Source organism: Pectobacterium betavasculorum, assembly GCF_000749845.1.
GTDB classification, from domain to species: Bacteria; Pseudomonadota; Gammaproteobacteria; order Enterobacterales; family Enterobacteriaceae; genus Pectobacterium; species Pectobacterium betavasculorum.
Map to the genome: position 1 here is coordinate 20248 of NZ_JQHM01000011.1, position 22471 is coordinate 42718.

Genomic DNA, 22471 nt, shown 5'->3' on the forward strand with positions numbered 1-22471 from the left:
TGAAGTACTCTCTACCCGTCATTCTTCACGCTGCATGTGCGTGGGTTGTCACTTCCGTACGTGATTGAACCAATGACCTTATGTTAGTAGTTTAAACAGTCGATACCGGACAAAAATGAAGGAAATGTGGAAGATATGTCAGGGTTTGTAGGGAAAAAAAATCCGGCAGCGCAAGGCTACCGGACTGAGATCGAAATTTTATGACGTAACGATATATTACAGCACCAGACCGGCAATAGACGCGGAAAGAATACTCACCAGCGTGGAGCCGTACACCAGCTTCAGGCCAAAACGGGAAACCACGTTACCCTGCTGCTCGTTCAGGCCTTTAATCGCGCCCGCAATAATACCGATGGACGAGAAGTTGGCGAAGGACACCAGGAACACAGACAGAATGCCCACGCTGCGCGGGGACAGTTCGCCTGCCACTTTTTGCAGTTCCAGCATCGCGACAAATTCGTTAGAAACCAGTTTGGTCGCCATGATGCTACCAACCTGAAGCGCTTCATGAGATGGGATACCCATGATCCAGGCGAACGGGTAGAACGCGTAGCCGAGGACTTCCTGGAAGCTGATGCCAAAAATGGCGCTGAAAATCGCGTTGACCGCGGCAATCAGTGCAATAAAACCGATCAGCATGGCAGCGACGATAACGGCCACTTTAAAGCCCGCGAGAATGTATTCGCCCAGCATTTCAAAGAAGCTCTGGTTTTCATGCAGAGTACCCAACTGCAATTCCGGCTCTTCACCGACTTTGTAGGGGTTAATCAGCGACAGCACGATGAAGGTACTGAACATGTTCAGAATCAGCGCGGCAACAACGAATTTGGCATCCAACATGGACATATACGCACCGACGATGGACATCGAAACGGTCGACATGGCGGTAGCGGCCATGGTGTACATGCGTTTTTCGGACATTTTGCCCAGAATATCTTTATAGGCAATGAAATTTTCGGACTGACCAAGAATCAATGAACTGACCGCGTTAAATGATTCCAGTTTGCCCATGCCGTTCACTTTGGACAAGACGGTACCAATTGCGCGGATGATGATCGGCAACACTTTGATGTGTTGCAGAATACCGATTAGCGCGGAAATGAAGACGATAGGGCAGAGCACTTTGAAGAAGAAGGAAATCAGGTTCTTCTCACTATTCACCATGTCACCGAATACGAAGTCTGTCCCTTGGCCTGCAAATCCGAGTAATTTGTCGAAGACTGCTGCGAACCCTTTGACGACACCTAACCCGACGTTGGAGTACAGGAAGAAGTAAGCGAGCAGAATTTCGATGACGAGTAGCTGAATAATGAAACGAATACGAATGCTTTTACGATCGCGGCAGACAAGCAGTGCCAGCGCCGTAACAACAACCAGCGCCAGAATAAATTGCGCAATATGGGACAAGGACATGTGTGCTCCAAATATGAGGCAGGCCAAATTTTCCACGTCATTTTATGTAACGTATGCTCTAAAAATGAGAGGAAGGACGCAAAAAAACAATTATACCTTGGGATTTTATCTAAACTAAATGCTACGTCTCGTTATTTGCGCCTTTCTGTTCATTCATTATTCTTATTCCAGACAGAAAGTTGCTCCGCCACACTTTGGATTGCGGGTAGGCGGGGGTTTTATGATGTTTCTGCATGATTCAAAAGGAGAGTGATTATGTCAGTATCAAATACCACACGCGAGCTTGGACGTTCAGGAATCGTGGTTCCGCCATTTTCTTTTGGCGGTAATGTCTTTGGCTGGACTGTTGATGCATCGACGTCGTTCAGCCTGCTGGATGCACTGGTGGCGCATCGACTGAACTTCATTGATACCGCTGATGTTTATTCGCGCTGGGCACCCGGCAATCAGGGCGGTGAATCTGAAACCATCATCGGCAACTGGCTGAAAAAAAGCGGACAGCGCGACAAGGTCATTCTTGCCACCAAAGTCGGCATGGATTTGGGCGAGGGCAAGAAAGGGCTTTCTCCTTGCTATATTCGACAGGCGGTCGAGGCTTCATTGCAACGCTTGCAAACGGACTATATCGATCTCTATCAGGCACATACTGACGACAAAGATACGCCGCTGGAAGAAACGCTGGCCACGTTTGATGCGTTGATTAAAGAGGGCAAGGTTCGTGCGATTGGGGCGTCCAACTACAGTGCGGCGCGTCTGGCGGAAGCGCTGAAGGTCAGTAAAACCAATCATCTGGCGCGGTATGAAACGCTGCAACCGGAATACAATTTGTACGATCGTCAGGGGTATGAAGCCGCGTTAGAGCCGCTGGTGCGTGAGCAAGGGATCGGGGTCATTAGCTATTATTCGCTGGCTAGCGGATTTCTGTCAGGAAAGTATCGCCAGCCAAAGGATGCATCGAAAAGTGCCCGCGGGCAGGGCGTCGTGGAAAAATACCTGAACGAGCGTGGTCGCACTATTTTGGAAGCGCTGGATAGCGTGGCGAATGCGCATCAGACGACGCCATCGCAGGTCGCGCTGGCATGGTTGATTGCACGTCCAGGCATTACGGCCCCGATCGCCAGTGCGACGTCGCTGGAGCAGGTCGCTGAGCTGGCAAGCGCAACGCGGCTGATGTTGCCAGTAGAAGATATTGAGCTACTGAACCGCGCAAGTCGTTACTAATAAATAGAAATTTTTGGATACGAGTCTTTTTATCGTACTTGTTAAATTAATTAACCGGACAGACAGCTATGAAGGATGATGTAACCTCAGAAAGTCGCATTTCCATTGATTCTCACGATCTTATCAGAACGCTAACCCGCATTGTCGGTAAGCCCCACATCTTAACCGATAAAAATAAAACAGAGCGTTATCGCAAAGGCTTTCGTTCGGGTAGCGGGGAGGCACTGGCGGTGGTTTTTCCCGCTTCGCTACTTGAGCAGTGGCAGGTATTTAAAGCCAGTATTGAAGCGGGTTGTATCGTGCTGATGCAGGCCGCTAATACGGGTTTAACTGAGGGCTCCACCCCGAGTGGTAATGACTACGATCGGGAAATCGTGATCATCAATACCCTGCGTTTGGATAGCGTTCAACTGCTGGATGAAGGACGACAGGTTGTGGCGCTGCCGGGAAGTACTCTGTGGCATCTTGAGCGCGTATTGAAACCGCTGGGGCGTGAACCGCATTCTGTGATCGGTTCTTCGTGTATTGGCGCATCGGTGATTGGGGGAATTTGTAATAACTCCGGCGGTTCTTTGGTTCATCGTGGCCCGGCGTATACCGAAATGGCACTTTACGGTCGGGTTAACGAGCAAGGTCAGGTGGAGCTGATCAACCATCTGGGGATCAATTTGGGAGATACGCCGGAAGCGATCCTGACCCGTCTGGAATCGCAACAATATGATGTGAAAGATGTGGTTTATGACGAGCGTCAGGCATCTGACCACGACTATATTGAACGTGTGCGGGATGTGGATGCAGACACGCCGTCGCGCTTTAACGCCGATGAACGCCGGTTATTTGAGGCCGCTGGCTGCGCAGGAAAACTGTCGGTTTTTGCTGTGCGTCTGGATACGTTTCCGGCGGAAAAATCCCAACAGGTTTTTTATATTGGGACTAATCAGCCGCAGGTATTGACGGAATTACGCCGTCATATGCTCGCCCATTTTAAAAATCTGCCGGTGGCGGGTGAATATATGCACCGCGATATATTCGATATCGCCGAAATATACGGCAAAGATACGTTTATGATGATCGATAAACTGGGTACGGATAAATTGCCCCTGTTTTTCAATCTGAAAGGGCGGATGGACGCGATCTTTAGCAAAGTGCCTTTCCTACAATCGCATCTTGTTGATCGTACCATGCAGTTTCTCAGCCGCCTGCTGCCTTCTCATCTACCGGCGCGGATGAAAACGTATCGTGACCGTTTTGAACATCATTTGATGGTGAAAATGTCGGGCGACGGCATTGATGAAGCACATCGTTGGTTAGAGCAGTATTTTCATGATGCCGACGGCGAGTTTTTTGTCTGTACGCCGGAAGAAGGCGCGAAAGCCTTTTTGCATCGCTTCGCAGCAGCGGGAGCCGCGATCCGCTATCATGCGGTACACAGCAATGACGTGGAAAATATCCTGGCTCTGGACATCGCTCTGCGACGTAACGACCGTGAATGGTTCGAGCATTTACCGGCGGATATTAGCGATATGCTGGTACATCGGTTGTATTACGGCCACTTCATGTGCCATGTCTTCCATCAGGATTATATTGTGAAGAAAGGCGTGGATGTTCATGAACTGAAAGAGAGAATGCTGGCCTTACTCGATCAGCGTGGGGCGGAATATCCAGCAGAACACAATGTTGGTCATCTCTATCAGGCTAAACCACAGCTGAAAGCGTTCTATCAGAACAGCGATCCTACCAATAGCCTGAACCCAGGAATAGGCAAAACCACCAAACTGAAAAACTGGGGCTGTACCGGCTGTGAAGAGCACCACACCAACCATTAAATAGCTGATGCCGCTAACGGGCGTGTTGTGTCCGTTAGCGGGATGGCTTAATGCGTTTCACCGATCGAGATGAAAACGTGTCGTTAGTGTGCCTCTGCACCATCGTCTTCAAACCAGGCAGCCAGTTCGCGCCGCAGGTTATCTGACTGGGTGCCGAAAATAGCCTGCACCTGATGACCGACAATAATCACGCCGATAGCGCCCAGCTTTTGCAGACTGTCGCTGTTGACCAGACGCAGGCTGTGAACCTCGACCCGTAGTCGGGTAATGCAGGCATCCAGACTGACGATATTTTCTTTGCCGCCAAAGGCATTCACCAACTGCTGCAAATTCTCTTTGTCTAGCGGTGAAGCGATTTCAATCTCGGTAATTTGCTTACCCAACATTGACGCGAACAATTTCCGAAAATTGTGAATCTTGCCCATCGTAGTCACCTCTTCGTTTGTTTATCAGCGTGCGTATGATAATGCTGCTCACCTAACATTACTGTAATGCGCGGCGGAGAATCCGACAGCCGTAGCCTGACAGATCGAGCGCCCCTGAAAGCGTGCTGCCTGTTGTCATTTCCTCGTAGGCGGCAGGCAGCGTAATGTGCTGCGGCGTTGCCGTGTAATTCTGTACGAAGATAAATTCGCTTTCCCCATCATCGCGACGATGAGCAACAATGCCGTAAGGCAGAACGGTCGGCAGCGCACGCGGTAGATCCAGCGTTTGTATCAGCGTGGTGAAGAAATCACGCTGGAAGGCGAGATCGTTGCGCGACGCGATGTAATAGGCCTGACCCTTGCCATAATCATTGACCGTAACGGCCGGACGTCCGGCATAGAAATCGCTGTCATAGGTCGCCAGCGCCCGCGCGCCTTCCAGATGAATCAGCTCGCACAGATGGGTGACCTGATACGGGCCAACCAGACGTTGCTCATTATCATCCAGACCGCTGATGCTGTTGCTTTCATGATCGTACAGCCCATCGATTTCTTCCGCCCAGATCCCCATGATAGGACGAAGTGGACCAGGGAAACCGTTTTGGTAGCACAGATCGGTTTCGTTAACGACACCAGACCAGTAGGTAGTGACGAAGCGGCCACCTTGTTTGACGAAAGCATCGACGCGTTCGGCAAAGCCATCGCGCACCATGTAGAGCATCGGTGCAATCACGACCTGATAACCGCTGAGGTCGACATCGGCGTTAATGATGTCCACCGCCACGCCTTGTTCCCAAAACGTCCGATAGTGATCGGTGACGGTTTTTTCATAGAACAGCCCTGCATTGCGCGGCCCTTGAGCATTATCCATCGCCCAGCGGCTTTCCCAGTCGAAAATGATGGCGACTTTCGCGTCGACCCGGCTGCCTGCAACAGGGGCGAGTTTATTGAGTATGTCACCCAACTCCTGTACTTCGCGCCCGACACGTGTGTCGATATGCCCGACATGATCGACGACGGCGCCGTGGAATTTCTCGACGGAACCGCGGCTCTTACGCCACTGGAAATACTGCACGGAATCGGAACCGTGTGCGACCGCCTGAAGTGAAGACAGGATATGCATGCCCGGTTTCTTCAGCTTACTGATCGGCTGCCAGTTGGTCATGCTCGGCGTTGATTCCATCAGGTAGAACGGCTTTCCACCTTTCAGCGAGCGCATCAGATCGTGATACATCGCGGTATAGGCACCCAGCGTGCAGTCATCTTCCGCGTTATGCCACAGCGGGTAGCTGTCCCAGGAGATAAAGTCGATCACCTTCGCCAACTGCCAGTAGTCGTAATCATAGAAATATTCCATGAAGTTCGTCGTGGTTGGCAGCGACGGGTTTTCGGCTTTTAGTGGCGCAATTTCTGCCGCACAGAAATCACTAACCTGTGAGGTGTTAAAGCGTTTCCAGTCCAGATTCAGGCCGTGAATAGAGACTTCACCAATCGGTGACGGCGGCTCCAACTGCGACCAGTCGGTGTAGGTGTGGCTCCAGAAGGTGCTCCACCACGCTTTATTCAACGCGTCTATCGTGCCGTAGCGTGCTTTCAGCCAGCTCTGGAAAGTGCTGCGGCAGGTATCACAGTGGCACTCGCCGCTGTATTCGTTGGAAATATGCCAGCCGATCACCGCAGGATGGTGCGAGTAGCGTTTTGCCAACTGGGTATTCATTTGTTTTACTTTTTCGCGATAATTCGGCGAGCTCAGGCAGTGGTTGTGGCGACCGCCGTGCAGCGCCTGTACACGGTTGCTACCCACGCGCAGTACGTCAGGGTATTTCTGCGATAGCCAGGCTGGGCGAGCACCGCTTGGCGTTGCCAGAAAAACGAATATCCCATTGGCATACAGCGTGTTGAGGATGCCGTCCAGCCAGCCAAATTCATAGCGACCTTCTTCCGGTTCAATCCCGGACCAGCTGAAAATGCCCACGGACATGACGTTGCACTGGGTCTGCTTCATCATCTTAATGTCTTTTTCCAGTACCTCTGGGTTGTCTAGCCATTGGTCAGGATTATAGTCAGCACCGTGCAGCAGAACGGGCACCTTGCTGCTTAGTGGGGGGAATTTGAACATCGTTCTCTCCTAAACGGGTTGTCAACGTGTTGAATTCGGTTTGCGTATTCGAGATAGCGACAATGTGCTTTACACGGCGATGATGGGTAGATCGTAAAGACGCTGTGAATACATCCCTGTACGCTCGAGTTGCGCCATCCCTGGCGCAAACGCTTTACTCTTCTATCCCATTATCGCCGCTCTTGTTCAGTTAAACGGGTTGTCGACGTGTTGAATACGGTTTGCGGCTTACTTAAACACTTTGATGGAAGGCAGGACGTTGCCTTTGCAGTCGAACAGCGCCTGATTTTCCCGCGCGTTGCCTTCCTTCCATTCATCATTGTTGTATTTCATGCCCGCTTTCGTCGCCCAGGTTGCGCCGGGGGTAGGTAGCCAGATTGGCTCCCAATAGAAGATGCCTTTGCCGCGCTGATTGGGCACGTTGATGACGCTTTGCATCAGATCGTGTAGGTAATTGGCCTGCCCCTGTATGGAAGCTGGATAGCCGCCTGCATCCAGCTCTTTTTGCTGGAAGCTGTTTTCGGCGTTATCGCAGTTTTCCAGCGTATAAGCATAGGCGGCTTCAACCACGATGATGTCTTTATTGTAGCGCTTGGTGACGTCGTTCATGTTGTACTGCAACGCGCTGATAGGGCCATTCCAGTAGGTGTAAAACGAGGCTCCGATCACATCGAATGGGACATTGCGTTTGACGATTTCATCAAACCACCAGATGAAAGTGTCATTTTTGGTGCCTTCTGCCAGATGCAGCATGATTTTGACGTTATTCGCGCCTTGTACGTCCTTCACGCCCTGAATTCCGGCTTTCAGTAACGCAGCAAGGCGATCGAACTCACCGCCACCCTGACCCCAGCTTTTTCCTTCCGGCCATAGCATTCCGCCGTTCAGTTCGTTACCAATCTGTACCATATCCGGCATGACGCCTGCTTTCTGGAATTCGCTAATAGTGGCTTTGGTGTAATCATGTACGGCAGTGGTGAGCTGTGCCACATTTAGGCCAGACCACGCTTTGGGTTTGTTTTGGTGCGCTGGATCGGTCCAGAAATCGCTGTAGTGGAAATCCAGCAGCACTTTCATTCCGTTGGCTTTGGCACGTTTAGCCAGCGCCAGTGTGGTGGCTAAATCGTTATTACCGCCGCCATAGCCGTTGCCCGCGGCATCTTTCGGATCGTTCCAGATGCGCAGACGGATGTAGTTAATCCCATTCTCTTTTAGAATCAGCATGGCGTCTTTCTGTTTGCCATGCTCGTCATAAAATTTTCCACCGTGCTTTTCTACTTCATTCAGCATGGAGATATCCGCGCCTTTAATGAAGTCGGCAGGGACGTTCGTCAACGTGTTGATCGTCACATTCTCTGCGGCATACAGGGTTTGCGGCAGGGAGACGGTCAACAGGCCAGTTGCCAACATGGCGGCCATCAGTACGCGTTTTTTCATTTTCATTTTACGTTCCTGGAATAGGTACAGATGTTGAGTCATTATCCTTTGGTTCCGCCTGACGTCAGGCCGGAGACAAAGTACTTTTGCAGTGAAAGATAAAGAATGGCGACCGGCACCGCGATCAGCACGGCTCCGGCGGCGTAGGTGGTGTAGCTAGCGCCCATTTTCTGTGCGACCAGGTTGTAAAGCCCGATAGGTAGCGTGTACTGATCTGGCGTACGCAGGATGGTGCTGGAGAGAATGAAATCACCCAGCGGGCCGGTAAACGAGAACAGGGCGATCACCGCGATGATCGGCTTGGACAGCGGCATAATGATCTCGATAAAGATGCGGAAGTTGCCCGCCCCGTCCATACGTGCAGACTCATCCAGATCTTTCGGAATAGCGTCCAGGTAGCCTTTCATTAGATAGGTGTTCATCGGGATCATGCCACCGACGTAAACCAGCACCAGCGCGATATGGCTGTTCACCAGTCCCAGCATTTGCGCCAGTACGAAAATGGCGATTAGCGCGGAGAACTGCGGGATCATCTGCAACAGCAGAAACAGCATCAGCCCGTTCTGGCGACCACGAAAGCGGAAGCGAGAGAATGAATATGCGGTGAAACTGACGCTGACTAGCGTCAAAATCATGGTCAGGAAGCTGATTTTCATCGAATTCCAGTACCAGGCCGCATAGTCAATCTGGCCGTTGAACAGCTCCTCATAGTGAATGAAGGAGAAGTTATCCGGGATGATCGAGGTGTTGAGCAGGCTGTTGCCGGGGTTCAGCGACGCGCCTACCGTCCAGATCAGCGGATAAATAATGATGACCGCCACGATCGTCAGCAGCAGGTAGGTCAGGCCGAGTTTGATAAAATTCTGGCGTTTTACGCTGTGTTTTTTCATCTGCGCGCTTTCCTATGCCATGTTGTCTTGTTTGAAGGAATTGGTGGCGCGGAACTGCCACAGCGCGATTCCCACGACAAAGATCGACAGCAGAATCGTGATGCTGGCTGCGATCGCATATTGGGATGAAGACATCGTCAGCTTATAAATCCAGGACACCAGAATATCCGTACCACCCGCGTTGGAGCCGATCACCGCCGGGCCACCGTTGTTGAATAGATAAATGATGTTGAAATTATTAAAGTTGAACGTGTACTGCGTGATGATGATGGGGGCAATGGAATAGAGCACCAGCGGCAGTGTGATAGTCGTCAGCTTGTACCAACTGCTGGCACCGTCAATGGTCGCCGCTTCGTACAAATCATCAGGAATAGCCTGCAATACGCCGGTAGTCATGGCAAACACGAACGGGAAGCCTAACCAGGTTTGCATTAGGATCAGTGCGGTTTTGGTCCAGAATGGATCGGTCATCCACGCCTTTGGCTCAATCCCCAACGCGGCCAGAATGCCGTTATTAATCACGCCAAACGTTTCGTTAAACATCCCTGCGAAAACCAGAATAGTGACGAAACCCGGCACCGCCCACGGCAGAATCAGGATGGTGCGGATTAGTGGCTTAAAGCGCAGGCCTTTCTGGTTTACCAAAATCGCCAGCAGAATACCTACGGCGCACTGAAGTGTGGTCGCAATCAGCGTCCAAATCACTGTCCATTGCAGCACGTCAAAAAACGTGGAGCGCCAGAGATCGAGTCGGAAGATGTTGATGAAATTCGTCATCCCCACCCAGTCGACCAGCTTGGCTGGCGGTGTGTGGTAGAGATTGTAATTGGTAAAAGCAATGGAAAAGCCGAAAATAATCGGAAAAACCACGACAAACACCAGCAGGATAAAACCCGGTGTGATCATCAGATAAGGGAAGCCTTCGCTCAACAGCATCTGATATTGCTTCTTCACGCTGTTCAATGGCAGGCCTTTATCACGTCTGGTGCCGCAGACGTAGGCATCGCGCAGGCTGTAATAGTAGACGCCGACACCAAAGGCGGCGACGATCACACTGATAATGCCTTTTGCCAGCAGAAAAATAGAGTGATCGCGCGGCAGTTCGGTGCCTAGCGTGATAAGCCCCCAGGCGCCGTTCCGCAGGAAATCATGGAATATGCCGATGAAGCAGATCATGACGATAAAGAAAAGCGCACCTTTGACGAACTGGCGATTATAAATCTGTCCGAGTCCGGGGACGAGCGCCAGCAATACAGCCGTTCTGGCGTGGCGATGTCCTCTTTCTTGTGGCTCAAGGCCGCTGGCGTTGACGGTCACATCTACCTCCATTTTCTTAAAAACATGGTATCCCCCACATCCCGAAACCGAGTGGGGATAAACAGGGGGAACCCATGTTGACCCACGGTGGTGCAGTGGTTTACTGGTTACTGTGGTTAGCGTCGATCTGCATTTTTATTACCTTCACGGCGGATTCCAGCGCCGCTTTAGTGTCCTGCTTGCCCGTCACGCTCAGTTGCAGCGCGCTGTTGGCTGGCGTCCAGACTTCCTGCATTTCCGGTACGCTCGGCATCGGGACGGCATAACCAGACTGGATCGCGACAGCACGGGATTTTTCGTCATCCTTAATTAGTGGATCGTCAACCAGTGCGGCAATCGGCGGGATTTCACCGGTCAACTGGAAGCGAACTTTGGCGTATTCCGGCTGATTGATGAACTCAATGAATTTCTGTGCCAGCTCTTTGTTTTTGGAGTAGGTGGAGATGCTGTAGCCTTTCACGCCCAGCAGTGAACGCGGGTGTTCGCCGTTTGGCAGCAGCGGCAGGGGAGCCACGCCATAGTTTACGCCTGCGTTTTTGTACGGTTGGAATGCCCACGGGCCGGTAATCATGGCAGCGGCTTTTTTCTCGGTAAACAGGGAGTCGATGGCGTTAGCGCCGGTTTCGCCGACGATGCCGGGCGGGAATAGGCCATCTGCGTAGAATTTCTTGATGTAGTTGACGGCGTCGATGGTGGCTTGTTTATCCAGACCGATGTCTTTTACATTCGGTGAGCCGTTGCTGTTCTGGCCGAAAATGTAGCCGCCCATCCCGGCGATGACGCCATAGGCGTAATAAATTTCGTCAAATTTCGCCAGCAGGCCATAGCGACCTTCGGCACGTTGCTGTTTGGAAAAGGCGAACAGGTCGTCGAATTTTTCCGGCGGCTGTGGCATCAGATCTTTGTTGTACACCAGTACGGTGGTTTCAACCGCTTTCGGTACGCCGTACAGCTTACCGTTATAGGTTTGTGCTTCCAGTGCGGGTTTAGTGAAACTCGACAGGAAAGTCTGATCCAGCTTCAGTTCGCTAATCAACCCCTGAACTACGGCGGTGCCAACCTGATCGTGTGGCATCACTATTACGTCCGGGCCGATACCGGCTGGGCCATCCAGACGGAGTTTCTCAATCTGCTGAGCGTAAGGCGTTTCCTGCACTTTGATTTTGACATTATTCTGTTTTTCAAAGGCTTTGATCGCATCGGCAATGCCATCGGATTTCTTGATATCTTCCCATACCAGAAGTTCTTTGTCGGCTGCCAGCGCTGATTTGCTGAGCACGCCGGTAATACCCAGTGAAATCATAATGACGGTGGCCAGTGTTTTCATTTTCATCATTAGTCCTCAAAGCCCTGGTGGGCCAATCATGGTAGGAAATCGTTGCGCACTTTCCTTTCTCGCCGTTTTTGCTGTCTCTGTGCGATGTTGGTGTAACGTTACATCGTACGGCAGTACACCGCAGGAAATGAGACATCTAACAGTACGCATTGTGTGGTGATCGTCGCGGTATGGCGCGTGATGCTTTATTGCGCATTTCCTACAAACTAGGATAACGGTTACACCAATGGCGATTACATTAAGCAGAGTGCGTCACGTCTGCCAGTGAAACATGTAAAGGCTGTGATCTTATGCACAAAAGTAACCCCCTGTTTGTGCAAACGGTTACACCCTGCTGTTATATTGCGATTATGACCAGCGTGCAGGTAAGCCTGGCCGGATGCTGATACGTCTGGAAGGGCTGCCGAGCCATTTTGAGTAGACGACCACTGGGCCGTTGTGACTCAGCGCTTATATCCTGAAAAGCAAAATTATCAAGAGGTTACCGTTATGGCGTCGATCCAGTTGGATAAGGTTAGTAAGCATTTTGGCAAAACGATTACGCTTCACGATGTGAATCTGACGATTGCAGATGGAGAGTTCGCCGTTTTTGTTGGGCCGTCTGGCTGCGGTAAGTCGACGTTATTGAGAATGATTGCCGGACTGGAAGATGTCACGGGCGGTGAAATCATGATTGATGATGCAGTAGTGAATGATGTCGCCCCTGCACATCGTGGCGTTGCCATGGTGTTCCAATCCTATGCGCTATACCCACACATGACTGTCGCCGAGAATATGGGCTACGGCCTACGCGTTAATGGCGTCCCGAAAGATCAAATTAAGCATCAGATCGAAATGGTGGCGAAGACGCTACAACTGTCTCATTTGCTGGAGCGTAAACCGAAAGAGCTGTCCGGCGGCCAGCGCCAGCGCGTGGCGATAGGGCGCGCGATTGTCCGCAACCCAAAAGTATTCCTGTTTGATGAACCGCTGTCGAATCTTGATGCGGAGCTGCGTGTGGATATGCGGTTGCATATCGCCAAGCTGCATCAGGAATTGAAAACGACGATGATCTATGTAACGCACGATCAGGTCGAGGCCATGACGCTGGCCGACAAAATCGTGGTAATGAATTACGGTAAAGTCGAGCAGGTTGGATCGCCAATGGAGCTTTACTATCATCCGGTTAACCAGTTTGTCGCGGGGTTCATCGGCTCGCCAAAAATGAACTTCCTGCCTGCGCAGGTTATCGACTGGACGCCGGATAGCCTGACGGTTAATGTCGCCGAACAGCTACAGCTTGAGTTGCCGGTTCGTACCAGTGAGTTGAGCGTTGGCAGTACGATAACGCTGGGGCTGCGGCCGGAACACGTTTCACCTGAAGGTGAGGGGATTCGCCTGTCATTCGGCTGTGAAGTCGTCGAGCGTTTAGGCAACAGCACCTATCTGTTCGGCCAATGCTGTGGCATTGATAACTTCAAACTTCTGCTGGCAGGCGACAGCGCCTTCAAGCCCTATGAACACATTGAGGTTTTCTTCTCCCCCACTAACTGTCTGGTGTTCAACGCCGATGGCTTGAGAATTAGTGCGTAATTAGGCGACTGAATCGCTGAATCTCAATAGCCCAAATACCTTCTAAACATAACCAGCGCCCTTAGCGGGCGCTGGCTTTGCTGCCGCTTTCTACGGCCTATTGTAGAAACTGTTTTCCTTTATGCTGGTGTGGTGTAAGCGTTTCGTGCGTGTTAGGCATCTTATTTCTCTGTAACATCGTTACACGCCCGACAAGGCGCGCTCAATCGCCGCTGCGCCTTGACCACTGGCTTTTCTGCGTGAATCTTGCCGCTGCGCGGTTCCTTCGGTATTCATGCCCGCTGATCGGACCGCCTGCGACGCGTTCCAGACGCGGCGCAGGCTTTCGCGGCGTCCATGCCGCTCATCCGGCAGTCATGCACACCTCAGCGCGATTTTTTACGCCGATGTAATACAAATATTGAGTGGCTTGGATGATGCAGATGTTAGCTATAACGGAAAAAGGCCTTCGGTAGAAGGCCTTTTGGGAAATACCCGACGGGAATGATGAGCCCGCCGAGCTGAGGGTTAGAGCGGTATTACCACCAGGCTTCCGCTTGAATACCGAAGTTCACCGCGTTGCTGCGATCGTCGTTGAAGCGGTTTTTATTTTCATTGCCACCGTCGAGGTAAGAAACGAAGAAGCGCAGTTCTGGACGTGTCAGCATAGGAATATCGGCACTGAAGGCGTGTGCCAGCGTGTATTTCTGACCGCTGTATTTGGTTTCTGTTCCGGCTTTCCAGCTGTCTTTTTTCTGGTATGCGCCCGCTTCCAAATAGGTTTTCTGGTTCTTGGTCCAGGCATATTGACCGCGGCCTACCGCAGACAATAATTCGGTGCTGTTGCGCCAGCGGCTGATTTCATCCGCTTTACCGTAGGTCAGAACATGGCTAAGAGAGATATTATCGGTGATCGGCAGGTCACCGGCCTGAATGACGCGATAGCCTTTGGCGCTGTCGTTGATGCTCCAGACGTCATACCAGCCGCCGCCCTGATCGACCATGTTGTGCGCCAGCCCTTTGTCGGCGTATTGCAGCACCAATTTTTGGTTGGATTTGAGGCCAGAGAAGTAGTGGCTGAGTTCGCCGGTGATCATCATCGAGTTTTTAGGATCGAATTTTTGCCCTTCCGCGAGGAAGATATTCTTCTGCGTATCTGCTTCATTTGGCATCGCGTAGGAGATTCCGAACTCCGTCCATGCGCCGTCCCACGGCTTCCAGCCCGCATAGCGTGCGTCCAGATAGTTAATGTTTAGATCGTTGTAGGTATCTTCTCTGGAAGAACACTCCTGACTGTTCAGGCTGTTGCCACAGTCGATGTTCATGTTTTCGGCATCGGCACGGATCCAGGCAAAAGAGAACGCGCCTTCGCCCGCTTTGATGTTTTCGATCCCGGCACCCGCACCGGAGATATTCCAGTATTTGGTATCGATAATGTGCAAGTCATGACGCTGATAATAGCGTTTCCCTGCCCAGACGGTGGCATCCGGTAGGCCAGGTACAAAGCCTTTCGCCTGAAGATTTAACTGGCGTAGACCAAACTCGGCATCGTCATCTTTTGTGGTTTCATTATCGTTCGAGCTGTTAGAGAACAGGGAAATCATGCTGTCGAAGTAAAACGTTTTCCCATTTTCGTTATACAACTGCTGCCCTAACTGGATTTCGCCGTAGGTGTCATCTTCATTACCTAATCTTCCTACATATTCTTTATCGGCTGACTGTTGTTTTCCGTGGTTTGAAACACCCACGCCAGAACGGAAGTATCCTGAAAAATCGACAGAATAAGAAGGGGTTGCCAGCATTGCCAAACTTAGGGCAATGGATGTCGTCAGCAGTTTTCTTTTCATAATATACCTTTCGCTTATTCGGGTAAGAATGTGGATGTTCCAAATAACATGACGTGAACGGAGGTAAAACGTTTCCACTCATGGTGAGGGATTATGGGGGAATAAAATGCGGCGTGACATGATTGTTCTCACAAAATACAAAAGAGTTACACCAAAATTTACACTGAATTAACGGTCTTACAGACTGTGTTTGGGTTATTTATTAACTTTAACCTGATGTTATTCGCTATGTAATGATGTGTAACTGGTTACACGTTTTGCTTGCGCACCTCAAATGCAGCATAAAATTTTTTTATACCATAATCGGAAACGTTACATAAAAGGTGTAATGCGATGTTGAGTTGGAAACATTTCAGGAATAGAGGGAAGGGGCTTGCTTGCTGAAGGAAGATAAAAACAAGATATGTGAGTTCAGGTACGCAAAGGCCTCGCTGCCTGTTCTGACGCGGAATATCGCATCAGGGCAAGCAGCATTGATGAAAGACCGTTATTTCTTGCGGGTAGGAGGGCTTACTGAATGGCGGCGTACCAGCGTTGGGCTAAACATATTCGTGGTTTCGTTGAGCTGTTTACCGTGGGATAACGCGATAGCTAATTCTGCGGCCTGAATTGCCATGGCGGAAACCGGGTAGTGCACGGTGGTCAGGCGAGGGCGGAGGTAGCGAGCGATCAATACGTCATCAAACCCTATCACCGACATATCCTGCGGAACGTTGATGCTGTTATCACTCAGAACGGAAAGCGCACCCGCCGCCATAGAATCGTTGTAGCACACCACTGCCGTCATATTGCCGCCCCGACTCAGTAACTCCATCATGGCGGCTTCGCCGCCTAGTTCATCTGGTGATGCACGTGCAATGAGGCGTTCATCTCGTGTGATGCCGTGCTCTTGCAGTGCATCCATATAGCCTTGCAGACGGTCGACGGAGTCAGAAATTTGGTGATTAGAACAGAGAAAACCGATCTTCTGATGGCCTTCCTGAATTAAATGACGCGTTGCCAGCCAGGAACCATAGCGGTCATCAAGCGCAACGCAGCGGTTTTCATAACCGGGTAACGTGCGGTTGATGAGCACCATATCCGGAATGTGGCTCATCAGCGCCGCCAATTCCTCATCGGAAATCATTTTGGCGTGCACGATCAGCCCCGCGCAGCGGTGGCGAATCAGCTGCTCAATGGCTTTCTTTTCCTGTTCGGCATTGTGGTAGCCGTTACCAATCAGCAGGAAGTTGCCGGTTGCCTGTGCTATTTGTTCGACAGATTTGACCATCGTCCCGAAAAAGGGATCGGATACATCCGCAACGACTAACCCCATTGTCTCAGCACTTTGGTGTGCGAGCGCTCTGGCATTGGCGTTCGGATGATACTGTAGCTCCGCCATGGCCTTGTTTACGGCTTCTCTTGAGGCGGTGCTGGCTTTGGGCGAGTTATTGATTACGCGCGAAACCGTAGCGACTGATACACCTGATAGACGAGCAACATCCTTTATTGTGGCCATGGGCATTCCTGAACGGTCAAATGCGTGATGAGGCGAACCGCAGCCTAACGCGCAAGTTAAAAGAAAAAATCGATTACTTATATTTATAAATGTACAGGTTTTTTGCGGATGTTACCTATCGACCTCCTTTCCTTTTCGATCCAGACCGTACTTATGTGATCGCTATCAACAATCATCGGCTACTTCTCTCTTCCAAAATACCATCCTGAGGTTTAAATTGAGGGTAACCGATTACACTTGCTTGGTGGCTAAACGATAGCGGTCTATCTGTATTCAGCATTATTACAGCTATTTTATCCATGACATAGAGTGAAACTGATTACATTAATGGGTTTTTCTGGCTAATTTTACAGGTGTGCCCAACGTTTCCTCCATCCCGCCAGTGGATTGTTAGCGCCCCACAATTGGCTGCGGATGGCTACCTCCGCTGTACCGAATTCGTGTTTTGTATTGAGGAATAGCATATGCAGTTTGAGCCAACTGAACATCCGCATCGCCGTTTTAACCCGCTGAAAGGCGAGTGGATTCTGGTTTCTCCGCATCGGGCCAAGCGCCCTTGGCAAGGCCAGCAGGATGAACCCGATCGCGCCACGCCACCGTCTCACGATCCAACCTGTTATCTATGCGCAGGTAATAAACGTATTACTGGCGATATCAACCCGAACTATCAGGGTACTTTTGTTTTTACCAATGATTTTTCGGCACTGATGGAAGACACGCCGGATGCACCGTCAGGTGACGACGAACTGTTCCGTGTACAGCAAGCCCGCGGTGTCAGTCGTGTGATCTGTTTTTCTCCCGATCACAGTAAAAGCCTGCCACAACTTTCCCTGCCAGCGCTGAAAGCGGTGATCGATACGTGGCGCGATCAAACCGAGGAACTGGGTAAGCGCTATCCGTGGGTACAGGTTTTTGAGAATAAAGGAACGATGATGGGGTGTTCTAATCCCCATCCACATGGGCAAGTTTGGGCTAATGATTTTCTGCCAAACGAGGTACAGCGTGAGGATGAACAACAGCGAAACTATTTTGCCCGCCATGGTTCACCGTTACTGTTTGACTATGTGCAGCGGGAGCGGGCTGACGGTTCGCGCATTGTCGTGCAAACCGAGCACTGGTTAGCCGTTGTTCCTTACTGGGCCTCGTGGCCGTTTGAAACGCTGGTACTGCCCAAATTCGCGGTGCAGCGATTACCACAGCTAAATGATGTTCAGCGTGACGATCTGGCTTTGATTCTGAAAAAACTGACCAGCCGTTACGACAACCTCTTCCAGTGTTCATTCCCTTATTCGATGGGGTGGCATGGTGCGCCGTTTAAGGACGGGGACATCACGCACTGGCAACTGCATGCCCATTTTTATCCCCCGTTATTACGTTCCGCCAGCGTGCGCAAATTTATGGTCGGCTATGAAATGCTAGCCGAAGCACAGCGCGATCTGACGGCTGAGCAGGCTGCTGAACGCTTACGCAGCGTGAGTGATATCCATTTCCGTGAGCAAATTTGAGGTCATTTTATGAGCCGTATTGATTCTCTACGCCAGTTAACCGAGTCTGTTTTTGTCCGATTATTTGGCTATACGCCGCACGCCGCGATTCAGGCACCCGGCCGGGTCAACCTGATTGGTGAGCACACTGATTATAACGATGGTTTTGTCTTGCCGTGTGCTATCGATTACCAGACAGTCGTCAGTGCGGCGGTACGTCAGGATGGTATCGTGCGGGTGGTCGCGGTGGACTATGACAACCAGCAGGATGCGTTTGATCTTGCCAAAGAGATCGTGCCTCATTCGGAGTACGTCTGGGCGAACTATATCCGGGGAACCGTGAAGTTTTTGCTGGCGCGCGGCTTGCCGCTTAGCGGCATGGATATGGTTGTCTCCGGCAACGTGCCTTCCGGCGCCGGGCTGAGTTCATCGGCTTCGCTGGAAGTGGCGATCGGGCAGACGTTCAAAGAATTGAATAACTTGGACATTAGTCAGTTGGATGTGGCGTTAAACGGCCAACAGGCAGAAAACCATTTTGTCGGCTGTAGCTGCGGCATTATGGATCAGTTCATTTCCGCTCAGGGGCGCGCGGGTCAGGCGATGTTGATCGACTGTCGCTCTCTGGAAGGGCGCTCTGTGCGTATGCTTGACGGTGTCGACGTCCTCATCGTGAATTCCAATGTGCGCCGCGGGCTGGTGGATAGTGAATACAACACACGCCGCCAGCAGTGTGAAGCGGCGGCGCGTCATTTTAACGTCAAGGCGCTGCGTGATGTATCACTATCGCAGTTTGAGGCGGGAATCGAGGGGCTGGATGCGGTAGCCGTTCGTCGTGCGCGACATGTTATTACTGAGAATCGTCGCACGCTAGAAGCGGCCGATGCATTGGCATGTCAGGATGCTCACCGTTTGTTTACATTGATGGCGGAATCGCATGTTTCCATGCGTGATGATTTTGAAATTACCGTGCCGCCGATCGATACGTTGGTCACTCTGATTCAGGATTATGTCGGAGAGCGGGGCGGCGTGCGCATGACCGGCGGTGGTTTCGGTGGCTGTATTGTTGCTCTTATTCCTTCGGCGCTGACCGACGAAGTCAAGCTGGTGATTGAACGTGAATATCCAGCGCGCACCGGGCTTCAGCCGTCGATTTATCTGTGTCAGGCATCCGACGGTGCCGGTCGTTTGAATTAAGTATTTATACGGCCTTCGAGCAAGAGCCCCATATGAGGCTCTTGCCGTGATTATTCTATTTTTCTTCTGACATTTTAAATATATCAATGCATTAGTGAATGATACTTTCCATTACTTTAATGAATAATGGTCTTACATCATCGTCTTTTTCATGATGCTTATCAGTGATGACCCAACGCCCTCCGACCATCACATCTTTTATTGGATTTGTTGAGCAAGCGAAAATCCAGCGGTTTAGGCGTTCCCGATCGTTGGCCGTGGCCAGGAAAGGATCGCGGCTGTCCAGCACGAGCATATCGGCGCGTTCGCCTACAGCGAGTTGTCCCACAGGTTGACCCAGTGCCATACGACCACCTCGCAATGCACCAGAGTAAAGTACATTGCCAATGTAAGGTTCATCTGGCTGGTGAAGTAAGTTACGCCGCCTTTTATTCAGGCGTTGTCCATACTCAAACCAACGCAAATCTTCACTGACGCTCACGCTGATATGGCTATCGGAGCCAATCCCCCAGTTTCCCTGTTGTGAGACATATTCCTGCCCTGGAAAAATCCCGTCGCCAAGGTTCGCTTCGGTCGTCAGGCACAGACCTGCGACTGCACCTGAAGCCGCGATCAGTCGAGTCTCTTCTGCGGTGATATGCGTCGCGTGGATCAGGCACCAGTGCTCATCCACTGGCATATGGTGGTATAACCACTCTACGGGGCGCAGACCAGACCAGGCAATGCAGTCGTTCACCTCTTTTTGTTGCTCGGCGATGTGAATATGTATGGGTTGCTTTTGGGGGTGACAGTCAAGCACGGTTCGCATTTGATCCGGCGTAACCGCGCGAAGAGAATGAAAGCAAAGTCCAGTGCGCTGCATGGGGTTATTGGCAAGTTGTGAGGAGATTCTGTCGTAGAGCCCTAAATAACGGTCAGTATCGTTAATGAACCGATGCTGCTTCGAGGAGGCCGGTTGTCCGCCAAAGCTGGAATAGGAATAGAGCACCGGTAGAAGCGTCAGGCCAATACCCGCGGTGTTCGCCGCCTGCGAGATACGTAGCGCCAGTTCAGCCGATTGCGCGTAGGGCTGCCCATTCTTGTCGTGGTGTAGGTAATGAAACTCGGCAACAGAGGTGTAGCCGGCTTTCAGCATTTCGATATACAGGTAGCTGGCGATAACTTCTAACTGCTCGGGGGTAATTTTCCCCACCAGCCGATACATCAAATCTCGCCATGTCCAGAAGCTGTCGGCCGGATTGCCCATGACTTCGCTCAGACCTGCCATCGCGCGCTGAAAAGCATGGGAATGGAGGTTTGGCATACCGGGGACTAAAAAGCCGTCAAGTTGGATGCTGCTTTCATCCCGAATGCTATCACTTTCCAGCGATGTGATTGTGCCTTCTGCTGAGAGAGTTATTTTGACATTATTCGCCCACCCCTGTGGTAACAGGGCTTTTTCTGCAAAATATATGACCATGGCTCCGCTCCGATTTTTATTCTTCACTTGTATATACATGGGTGTATATATACATCTAATTAAGCGTAGAGTAAACTTTGACGGTCATCAGGATGAGGAAACAGTAATGGCACAAAGTGACGTTTTTAAAACACCAGGTGAGGATCATCTGGATCAGCCCGCCCCCTTCTATGAAAGGGTGAAGTGTATGATCAAGACCAACATTCATAGTGGGGTTTGGCCAGTTAATTATCGTGTGCCTTCCGAAAGTGAACTGGTGAATCAGTTTGGCTACAGCCGGATGACCATTAATCGTGCTTTGCGGGAACTGACTGCTGAAGGATTACTGGTACGTATGCAAGGTGTCGGTACCTTTGTCTCAGAAATTCGTGGGCAATCCGCGCTTCTGGAAATCAATAACATCGCCGATGAGATAGCCAGCCGTGGGCATCGCCATCATGCACGGGTGCTTGAACTCACCCAAGTGTATGCGGATGCCCAGCAGGCATCGGCGTTTAATTTGTCGAAAGGAAGCCGTTTGTTCCATTCACTGATTTGTCATTATGAAAATGGTGTACCGGTGATGCTAGAAGATCGGTTGGTGAATACGCTGGTTGTGCCCGACTATTTGCAGCAGGATTTTACCCGTATCACGCCAAATGCCTACCTCTGCTCCATCGCGCCTATCGTGGAAGGAGAGCATATTATTGAGGCGGTGAATATCGCTAGAGCAGAGTGTGCGTATCTGGAAATTGATGAGAATACGCCTTGCTTACAGGTGAATCGTCGCACTTGGACAGGTCGGCAGGAGAAAAAAATTGTTACTAGCGTGCGTTTGGTCTACCCCGGATCGCGCTATCGACTGGAAGGTATTATGCGTAAATGACTACGCTGTTACCTTACACCAACTACCTGGAAATGCGCTGGAAGAATGGGCTGGGGGTGACACAAGAAGTGTGCCGTTATCCCGCCACGGAACAGTATGACTGGCGTGTGTCGCTTGCTACGATTCGTGATGCTGGACCTTTTTCTCGTTTCACCGGATACCAGCGAAATATCAGCGTACTGGAAGGGGGAGGAATGTTCCTGACCGTTGATGGTGAGCGCAGCGTATTGATCCCCGCATTTCGGCCCACCGATTTTAACGGTGATAGCGACGTTTTCTGCGATGTTGTCGGCGGCCCGCTTCTGGATTTCAATGTTATCTACGATGCTAAAACTACACAGGCCTCGGTGCATTGGGTGAACAGCGGAGAATGGAGACTTAGACAAAGCTCGCTGCTCCTGTTCAATGCGGGTCATGCGCTTGAAGTGAAGGTCGATGGCGAGCGCCACTTCCTGCACCATTATGACAGTCTATTGATCGACACCCCTGCGACGGTGATGGTTAGTGCTCAACCGACCCAGATCTTCGCCTGCGTAATGATTGAGCCCGTCACCTCCGGCAGTTAGCCTCCCGGTTATCTCTCTGTCGC

At 51.1% G+C, this 22471-nt stretch carries 17 protein-coding genes; 7 read left to right on the forward strand and 10 right to left on the reverse strand.

Features of this window, described 5'->3' with window-relative positions:
- Positions 1-216 precede the first annotated feature (216 nt).
- On the reverse strand, positions 217-1407 hold the full coding sequence (locus KP22_RS16755; RefSeq protein ID WP_156103755.1) for a NupC/NupG family nucleoside CNT transporter: 1191 nt from the start codon (positions 1405-1407) through the stop codon (positions 217-219).
- A gap of 261 nt (positions 1408-1668) precedes the next feature.
- Between KP22_RS16755 and KP22_RS16760 the strand changes: the two genes are divergently transcribed.
- Together KP22_RS16760 and dld are read left to right on the forward strand one after the other, a co-directional pair.
- Positions 1669-2634 (forward strand): aldo/keto reductase, encoded by a 966-nt coding sequence (locus KP22_RS16760; RefSeq protein WP_039325299.1) that lies wholly within the window; start codon positions 1669-1671, stop codon positions 2632-2634.
- Positions 2635-2702: 68 nt separating this feature from the next.
- Positions 2703-4460 carry a D-lactate dehydrogenase gene (dld, locus tag KP22_RS16765; RefSeq protein ID WP_039325301.1) on the forward strand — a complete coding sequence of 586 codons (1758 nt, stop codon included), beginning with the start codon at positions 2703-2705 and terminating at the stop codon, positions 4458-4460.
- A gap of 83 nt (positions 4461-4543) precedes the next feature.
- Here dld and KP22_RS16770 read toward each other — a convergent pair whose 3' ends face one another.
- From KP22_RS16770 to KP22_RS16795, 6 genes are all read right to left on the reverse strand, one after another.
- Positions 4544-4885, reverse strand: coding sequence for a PTS sugar transporter subunit IIB (locus tag KP22_RS16770; protein WP_011094702.1), 342 nt, complete (start codon positions 4883-4885; stop codon positions 4544-4546).
- 58 nt (positions 4886-4943) lie between these two features.
- A complete protein-coding gene (locus KP22_RS16775) occupies positions 4944-7004 on the reverse strand; it encodes a beta-galactosidase (protein WP_039325303.1) in 2061 nt (686 codons plus the stop codon).
- A gap of 228 nt (positions 7005-7232) precedes the next feature.
- Positions 7233-8447 (reverse strand): glycoside hydrolase family 53 protein, encoded by a 1215-nt coding sequence (locus KP22_RS16780; RefSeq protein ID WP_039325306.1) that lies wholly within the window; start codon positions 8445-8447, stop codon positions 7233-7235.
- 35 nt (positions 8448-8482) lie between these two features.
- A complete protein-coding gene (locus tag KP22_RS16785) occupies positions 8483-9331 on the reverse strand; it encodes a sugar ABC transporter permease (protein WP_039306276.1) in 849 nt (282 codons plus the stop codon).
- 12 nt (positions 9332-9343) lie between these two features.
- On the reverse strand, positions 9344-10660 hold the full coding sequence (locus KP22_RS16790; protein WP_052012553.1) for a carbohydrate ABC transporter permease: 1317 nt from the start codon (positions 10658-10660) through the stop codon (positions 9344-9346).
- A gap of 88 nt (positions 10661-10748) precedes the next feature.
- Positions 10749-11981, reverse strand: a complete 1233-nt coding sequence (locus KP22_RS16795; protein ID WP_039325308.1) for an extracellular solute-binding protein — start codon at positions 11979-11981, stop codon at positions 10749-10751.
- Positions 11982-12473: 492 nt separating this feature from the next.
- Here KP22_RS16795 and KP22_RS16800 point away from each other — a divergent pair, with 492 nt between their 5' ends.
- Positions 12474-13556 carry an ABC transporter ATP-binding protein gene (locus tag KP22_RS16800; RefSeq protein WP_039325311.1) on the forward strand — a complete coding sequence of 361 codons (1083 nt, stop codon included), beginning with the start codon at positions 12474-12476 and terminating at the stop codon, positions 13554-13556.
- A 518-nt stretch (positions 13557-14074) separates the two neighbouring features.
- Here the strand turns inward: KP22_RS16800 and KP22_RS16805 are convergent.
- Positions 14075-15382, reverse strand: coding sequence for a maltoporin (locus KP22_RS16805; protein ID WP_039306288.1), 1308 nt, complete (start codon positions 15380-15382; stop codon positions 14075-14077).
- Positions 15383-15869: 487 nt separating this feature from the next.
- The gene (galR, locus tag KP22_RS16810; RefSeq protein WP_039306291.1) at positions 15870-16880 is read right to left on the reverse strand and encodes an HTH-type transcriptional regulator GalR; all 1011 of its coding nucleotides are present in this window, start codon (positions 16878-16880) and stop codon (positions 15870-15872) included.
- A 464-nt stretch (positions 16881-17344) separates the two neighbouring features.
- Here galR and galT point away from each other — a divergent pair, with 464 nt between their 5' ends.
- A complete protein-coding gene (gene galT / locus KP22_RS16815; RefSeq protein WP_039306294.1) occupies positions 17345-18385 on the forward strand; it encodes a galactose-1-phosphate uridylyltransferase in 1041 nt (346 codons plus the stop codon).
- 9 nt (positions 18386-18394) lie between these two features.
- Entirely contained in the window at positions 18395-19558 is a 1164-nt protein-coding gene (gene galK / locus KP22_RS16820) for a galactokinase (protein ID WP_039325313.1), read from the forward strand.
- Positions 19559-19649: 91 nt separating this feature from the next.
- Here the strand turns inward: galK and KP22_RS16825 are convergent, their stop codons facing one another.
- Positions 19650-21017 (reverse strand): formimidoylglutamate deiminase, encoded by a 1368-nt coding sequence (locus KP22_RS16825; RefSeq protein WP_039325315.1) that lies wholly within the window; start codon positions 21015-21017, stop codon positions 19650-19652.
- A gap of 106 nt (positions 21018-21123) precedes the next feature.
- On the opposite strand from KP22_RS16825, the gene hutC reads away from it, so the two are divergent.
- A complete protein-coding gene (hutC, locus tag KP22_RS16830) occupies positions 21124-21882 on the forward strand; it encodes a histidine utilization transcriptional repressor HutC (protein ID WP_039306300.1) in 759 nt (252 codons plus the stop codon).
- Complete coding sequence (locus tag KP22_RS16835) at positions 21879-22448, forward strand: HutD/Ves family protein (RefSeq protein ID WP_039325317.1); 570 nt, start codon at positions 21879-21881, stop codon at positions 22446-22448. The genes hutC and KP22_RS16835 overlap by 4 nt, the downstream gene beginning before the upstream one ends.
- Positions 22449-22471 lie beyond the last annotated feature (23 nt).